Genomic DNA, 5,282 nt, shown 5'->3' with positions numbered 1-5,282 from the left:
CGCACACCTTCTTCTCCGCAATATGCATCGCCGCGACCGTCATCTTCTGGCTCTGATCAATGAGTCCTGAGCCTAGCCCATGGCACGCACCTCCCGGCTCAGCGTTTGTTCGCGCACCGAGACACGGAATTCTTCCCACAGCCCTTGGGTCCGATCAGCCAGACGCCGGCGCACGACGCCATCGAGATAGGGTGTCGGGCCGCGTTCGATGGCTTGTGCCATGGCAGCCTTTGACTGGCGTGCCCCGTCAAAATCCGCTCGCAATGAAAGCGCTGAACCCATCGCAAACCTCCCGTTTGCACCAGCGATTCAGATGCTTCTCATCTTGAAAAGCCCCTGAGTCAAAGTCTGCGAGACGCCGTAGAAGTCGCTCGCATTGAACCGCGTGCCGCGGTGGGCGTCGAGATCATCAAGGCGATTGTCGATTAGGAAACCGCCGGTCGCCGTTTAACATTTGCACGGCGCGTGGCGGAAAGAACGCAGGGTGGTGGCTGTCGATCAACCTTTTGTCGGGGGCGGTTAGCAAGCTGCCGCCGCTCGGCTTCGCCTCTGCGGTGATCGCGACCGTCCTCGGTTCTTCGAGGTGTCAACCGGCGCTCAACCGCAAGGACCCGGCCGCCGTCGACGATCGACTCCTCGGTTTGAAACCCGACCTTGAAGACGCGGTCAAAGACCTCTCTGCACTCTGACGCGACGTGGGGCCTCCTGGCCAAAGGCGGATTATCAGCAGCCCGCGATCAATACGGAGGAAAGCCCGAAAAAGTCGATAGCCGACCGATTTGCTGCAGGGCCTATGCAATCGCCGCACATCCGGGTCGATGCCTATTCCCTTCTCGCTCACGCCTTGGATTTGTCCTGCGCTGCACCGCTCGTTGATCTCGTGTGGCCGATGAAGCGACCGTAAAGGGCGGAAACCCGGGTTATCCGCTCCTCTACAGACGGCCCGATTTGATTAAATATTCCGTTTAGCAGCAATGAGATCAGGCCCGCGATCGGTGCGGGCGAATCCCAGAATTGGTTGAGGTCGGTTTGCACAGAGAACATCTCGCTCGCGACGTCTCGGCCCCAGTCGCAGTAAGAATCGGTGATCAGGGTTACCGGCACCCCCAAACTCCTCGCCTCCACCGCGAGTCGCTGAGAAAGGATCGAGTAGTGCCTCAATTCGATGATCACCAAGGCAGAATTCCTCGGATCGGAAAGAAGAAGATCCGTGAAGGTGCCGCCGGCAAGATCGAGCAAGCGCACGCCCGGCCGAAGATATTCAAGCTGATGGGCCAGCAAGTGCGCCAGGCCGCGTTCGGTCTGAAACGACGCGATGAAAACACACGGCACGTGCGCGAGGCGCTTGACAACCTGTTTCCATTCTTCCGTCTGGGCGATTTCATAGTTCCGCACGATGGCGGCAATCTCCGTCTGTAGTCCGTCCGCCAGCACGTCGTCACCGGCAAGGCTGCGCTCACGATAGTCTCGGAGGCGGTCGCCGATCAGCCAGGGACTGTTTCCGATATCGTCCTTCAGCGATGTTTTCAGGTCCTTGAAGTGCCTGAAGCCCAATGCGCGGCAGAAACGCCCCACGGAAGGTTCGCTGACCCCGGCTTTTTCGCCGAGCGATGCCGCAGTCTCGAAAGGCAGGCTTTCGAGATTGGCAAGCATATAGGCTGCGAGCACTTTTTCGACCTTGCTGGCCCCCTGTGATAGCTCGATTAGACGCTCCCTTACATTTCCGCTCATGTCTAACTCCCTCGCCTGTGTTTTCAGCTTCGGGTGTTTGCTATCATTGTGTCAATGCAAGAAAGTTTTCATTCATTGCGGGATTCCGTCGTGGCTATGATGGATGCACCAAGCTGTCTCCGTCGTTGGCTGCCGTTGAGAAGACCGTGGTTGCTTAGGTTTGCTCGCTAAATGGGATGCGATCGCAGGGAGGGAGGGGTGTCATGGAGAGGCCGGCCAATTTGCGCAAAGCCATACAGTCGTATGCGAGAACGCTGTCAGTTCGTGGCTAGAGAGAGACGCGCGGGCGCGCAGCATTGGTTGGCAAGAGGCTTTGAGCATACACCTTGAAAGGGGGCCCGGCGCCAAAGCGATGGCGGTGATGGAGAGGATCTCGGTCGGTCATGGCCGAGCATTGCACATCGAACTCGATGCCTCGTTAAGTTGACGATGCCGGCCAAGCTTTGTCGGCCCCAGAACTCGGGACGCCGTGCCAACGTTGACATCGCTCATCACAGCGTGAGTAGGTCAATTTTGTTCGAAGTCGTCAGACCGGACCTTGCATCCTGATCTCAGAATCGTGTTGGCGAGAATGTAGCCAGGGCGAGCCCATGTTGGCGAAAGCCCTCCGGCTCAGGATCGTCTATCAGCAAGGCGGCCGCCAAGGATCCCAGCGCCGGCGAACTGAGGATACCGTAGCCGCCTTGACCGGCAAGCCAGAAAAACCGTTGATGATCAGGCGCCGGTCCCAGCACCGGCAGCCTGTCGACCGTGAAGGAGCGCATGCCGGCCCAACTGCTGACGATGCGCCTGACTGATAGCGTCGTCGCCTGTTCAAAATAATGTGCGGCCCAGGCGATGTCGATTTCCTCGGGCTGTACATCGGTCGGATCACAGGGCGTCTCATCGGATGGCGACACGAGCAGCCGACCGGCATCGGGTTTGAAGTAGAAGCACTCGTCGAGTTCGCTGACCTCCGGCATACCGGCGGCGTCGATATCGGCCGGTAGATCGACAAGGATGGCGGTTCGCCGATGCGGCACAACACCTTTCGGGCGAACGCCAAAGCAATGGGCCACCGGGTCCGCCCAACCGCCTGCCGCATTCACGACGATATTCGCCTGCAAGTAGCCATCAGGCGTTTCGATCTGCCATTTGGTGCCGATATCCCGCGCGCCGAGGATTTCGGCCCGGTTGCGGATTTCCACGCCTGCATAACGGGCGCCCTTTATGTAGCCCTGCAACAGGCTTTCGACCTCGATATCCCAGAAATCCGGATCATGGTAGGCGGCCGCCACATAGGCAGGATCGAGGAACGGCACCATCTCGAGCGTCTCATCCAGAGACAGCATCCGCAATGGGGCGTCGTCCGCTTCCCTTGCGAAGTGATCCCGCAACCGCTCGGCCTTGTCGGACTCGGAGACTATGATGCCACCGCGACGCTTGAGCAGCGGGACATCGGTAAAACCATAGGGCGGCGCGTCGAAGAAGTTGCGTGAGATCGCCGCGAGCTTGCAGACTTCGGCACTGTTGTAGCGCAGCACGAACTCCGCCGCGGAACGTCCGGTCGAATGATATCCAAGGGCTTCCTCCCGCTCCAGCACGACCACCGATCGTTTTCCACCGAGGAAATAGGCAAGCGACAGCCCGGCAACGCCGCCGCCGATGATGGCAATATCATAGACCTGCATGAATTCCTCCTCGGTCAAAGGTGAGCGGTGGCCTCTTTCCACTCAAACTCGAATGCTTGTCGCAAACATCGCGACAGGCTCGGTAAAACACGGGAGCTGGGAAGCGTTGGAGGCGCGTTGCACGGCAACGCCGCATCGACTGAAAATCCAAGAGCGCACAGCGACGTCAATCACCATGCGCTGCGATGGCGGCTCAGTCGCCGTAGATATTGAAGTCGAAATACTTCTTGGAGAAGGCGTCATAGATGCCGTTGGCGCGGATTGCTTTGATCGCAGCGTTGAGCTTGTCTTTCAGTGTCGTATCTTCCTTGCGCAGGCCGATGCCCATGCCGGTGCCGAGAACGGCCGGATCGTCGGCGACATTACCCTTGTAGTTACAGCATTTGCCGGCATCGGACTCCAGGAAGGCGTTGAGCGCAATCGTATCGGCCTGGATCGCATCGATGCGGCCGGCGGCGAGGTCCTGGTTGGCCTCATCCTGTGTCTGATACTCCTTGATCTCGGCAGCCTTGTCGCTGAAGTGCTTTTTGATGTAATCGGCATTGTTGGTCGACACCTGCACGCCGATCACCTTGCCGGTCAGGCCTTCGGGCGTCGCATCAAAGTTATCGCCCTTGTTGCCTACGATGCCGGCCGGCGTGTTATAGTATTTGTCGGAGAATGCGATGGTCTTCTCGCGCTCGGCGGTGATCGACATCGAGCCGATGATCATATCGATCTTATGGCTGGTCAGCGCCGGGATGATTCCATCCCAGGCAACCGGAGTGATCACGCAGTCGAGTTTGGCTTGTTTGCAAATGGCTTGCTGAAATTCGATTTCCCAGCCGACCCATTTGCCGGAGGCGTCAAGCGAGGTGAACGGCGGATAGGGTTCGGCGGCAAAGCCGACCTTGACGGTCTCGGCCGACACCTGCGCGGCGGTGGCTAAGCCGATCGCCAAAGCCAAAACTGCAGCTTTCAATACCTGTTTCATTTCTGTCCCCTTTTTTCTTAGGTGCTGCTGATCGAAGTCTCGCGTCGCCGAGCCGACGAGTCGTTCTCGCCGTTCGGTTTAGAGGTCGAAAAGGACCACTTGCGGCAACCTCTGCTCTTCGATCGGCGTACCGGTCACAACGACACGGCACTCGAACCATCATCTCCGACGGCCGCGACCGATGGTTCACATTTTGCATGTTTTCTATCATAATGTCAATATAAGAAAGATTTCATTCATAATGGGTGATGCAGATGGGCGTGAAAGGGCCACGGCCATGCGGCTCGTGTGACGGTCACCGACAAGCTACGCTCCTACGATGCCGCCAAACACGAGATCATGCCGGGTGTCGAACATCGACGCGTTGCCGGCGATTTCCTCCGGGCGCTGGCGAAAGCCGCACCATACAAAATCCACGCAGTGCTGACAGACAACGGAACCCATTTCACCGATCCCACCGGTGACGGCTGGACACCCAACGACATCAAGGCAATGCGGGCTGAGAATTTACCTTTCAGGTGCCCTGCCTTCGAGGCTGCATGTGCCGATCTCAATGTCGAGCACCGCCTGACCAAGCCGCGCCATCCCTGGACAAATGGGCAAGTCGAACGAATGAACCGCACCATCAAGGACGCGACTGTCAAGCGCTTCCACTATGACGACCACGATCAGCTACGCAGACACATGGCCGACTTCATCGACGCCTATAATTTCGGCCGCCGGCTGAAGACGCTTCGGGGCCTCACGCCATATGAATTCATCTGCAAAATCTGGACAACAGAGCCGGAAAAATTCACGATCGATCCTGTCCATCAAATGCCGGGACTAAACATCTAGGCTCAGGACCTATTAATTTCGTTTGAGATGTGATTCCCGGTTTCCGACAGGAGGCCGTGATGGATGATTTG

The 5,282-nt window shown here is 58.0% G+C and carries 4 protein-coding genes and 1 pseudogene; 1 reads left to right on the top strand and 4 read right to left on the bottom strand.

What is annotated here, in order from left to right; translation table 11 throughout:
* Positions 1-72: 72 nt before the first annotated feature.
* From LXM94_RS25410 to LXM94_RS25395, 4 genes are all read right to left on the bottom strand, one after another.
* The gene (locus LXM94_RS25410; RefSeq protein WP_235774613.1) at positions 73-282 is read right to left on the bottom strand and encodes a hypothetical protein; all 210 of its coding nucleotides are present in this window, start codon (positions 280-282) and stop codon (positions 73-75) included.
* Positions 283-837: 555 nt separating this feature from the next.
* Positions 838-1,731 (bottom strand): MurR/RpiR family transcriptional regulator, encoded by an 894-nt coding sequence (locus LXM94_RS25405; RefSeq protein WP_235774612.1) that lies wholly within the window; start codon positions 1,729-1,731, stop codon positions 838-840.
* 551 nt (positions 1,732-2,282) lie between these two features.
* On the bottom strand, positions 2,283-3,401 hold the full coding sequence (locus LXM94_RS25400; RefSeq protein ID WP_235774611.1) for an NAD(P)/FAD-dependent oxidoreductase: 1,119 nt from the start codon (positions 3,399-3,401) through the stop codon (positions 2,283-2,285).
* 193 nt (positions 3,402-3,594) lie between these two features.
* Complete coding sequence (locus tag LXM94_RS25395; protein ID WP_235774610.1) at positions 3,595-4,374, bottom strand: transporter substrate-binding domain-containing protein; 780 nt, start codon at positions 4,372-4,374, stop codon at positions 3,595-3,597.
* Between the two features lie 366 nt (positions 4,375-4,740).
* Between LXM94_RS25395 and LXM94_RS25385 the strand changes: the two are divergent.
* Positions 4,741-5,211 (top strand): annotated as a pseudogene (locus tag LXM94_RS25385) (integrase core domain-containing protein); the annotation flags it as partial.
* Positions 5,212-5,282: the final 71 nt, after the last annotated feature.

The organism is Rhizobium alarense (assembly GCF_021555155.1).
Taxonomy (GTDB): Bacteria; Pseudomonadota; Alphaproteobacteria; order Rhizobiales; family Rhizobiaceae; genus Rhizobium_D; species Rhizobium_D alarense.
This window is presented reverse-complemented; position numbering and strand designations above follow the sequence as displayed.

Coding starts and splice junctions, on each gene's coding strand:
- LXM94_RS25410 (WP_235774613.1), bottom strand. CDS start 282: ATGGGTTCAGCGCTTTCATTGCGAGCGGATTTTGACGGGGCACGCCAG.
- LXM94_RS25400 (WP_235774611.1), bottom strand. CDS start 3,401: ATGCAGGTCTATGATATTGCCATCATCGGCGGCGGCGTTGCCGGGCTG.
- LXM94_RS25395 (WP_235774610.1), bottom strand. CDS start 4,374: ATGAAACAGGTATTGAAAGCTGCAGTTTTGGCTTTGGCGATCGGCTTA.
- LXM94_RS25405 (WP_235774612.1), bottom strand. CDS start 1,731: ATGAGCGGAAATGTAAGGGAGCGTCTAATCGAGCTATCACAGGGGGCC.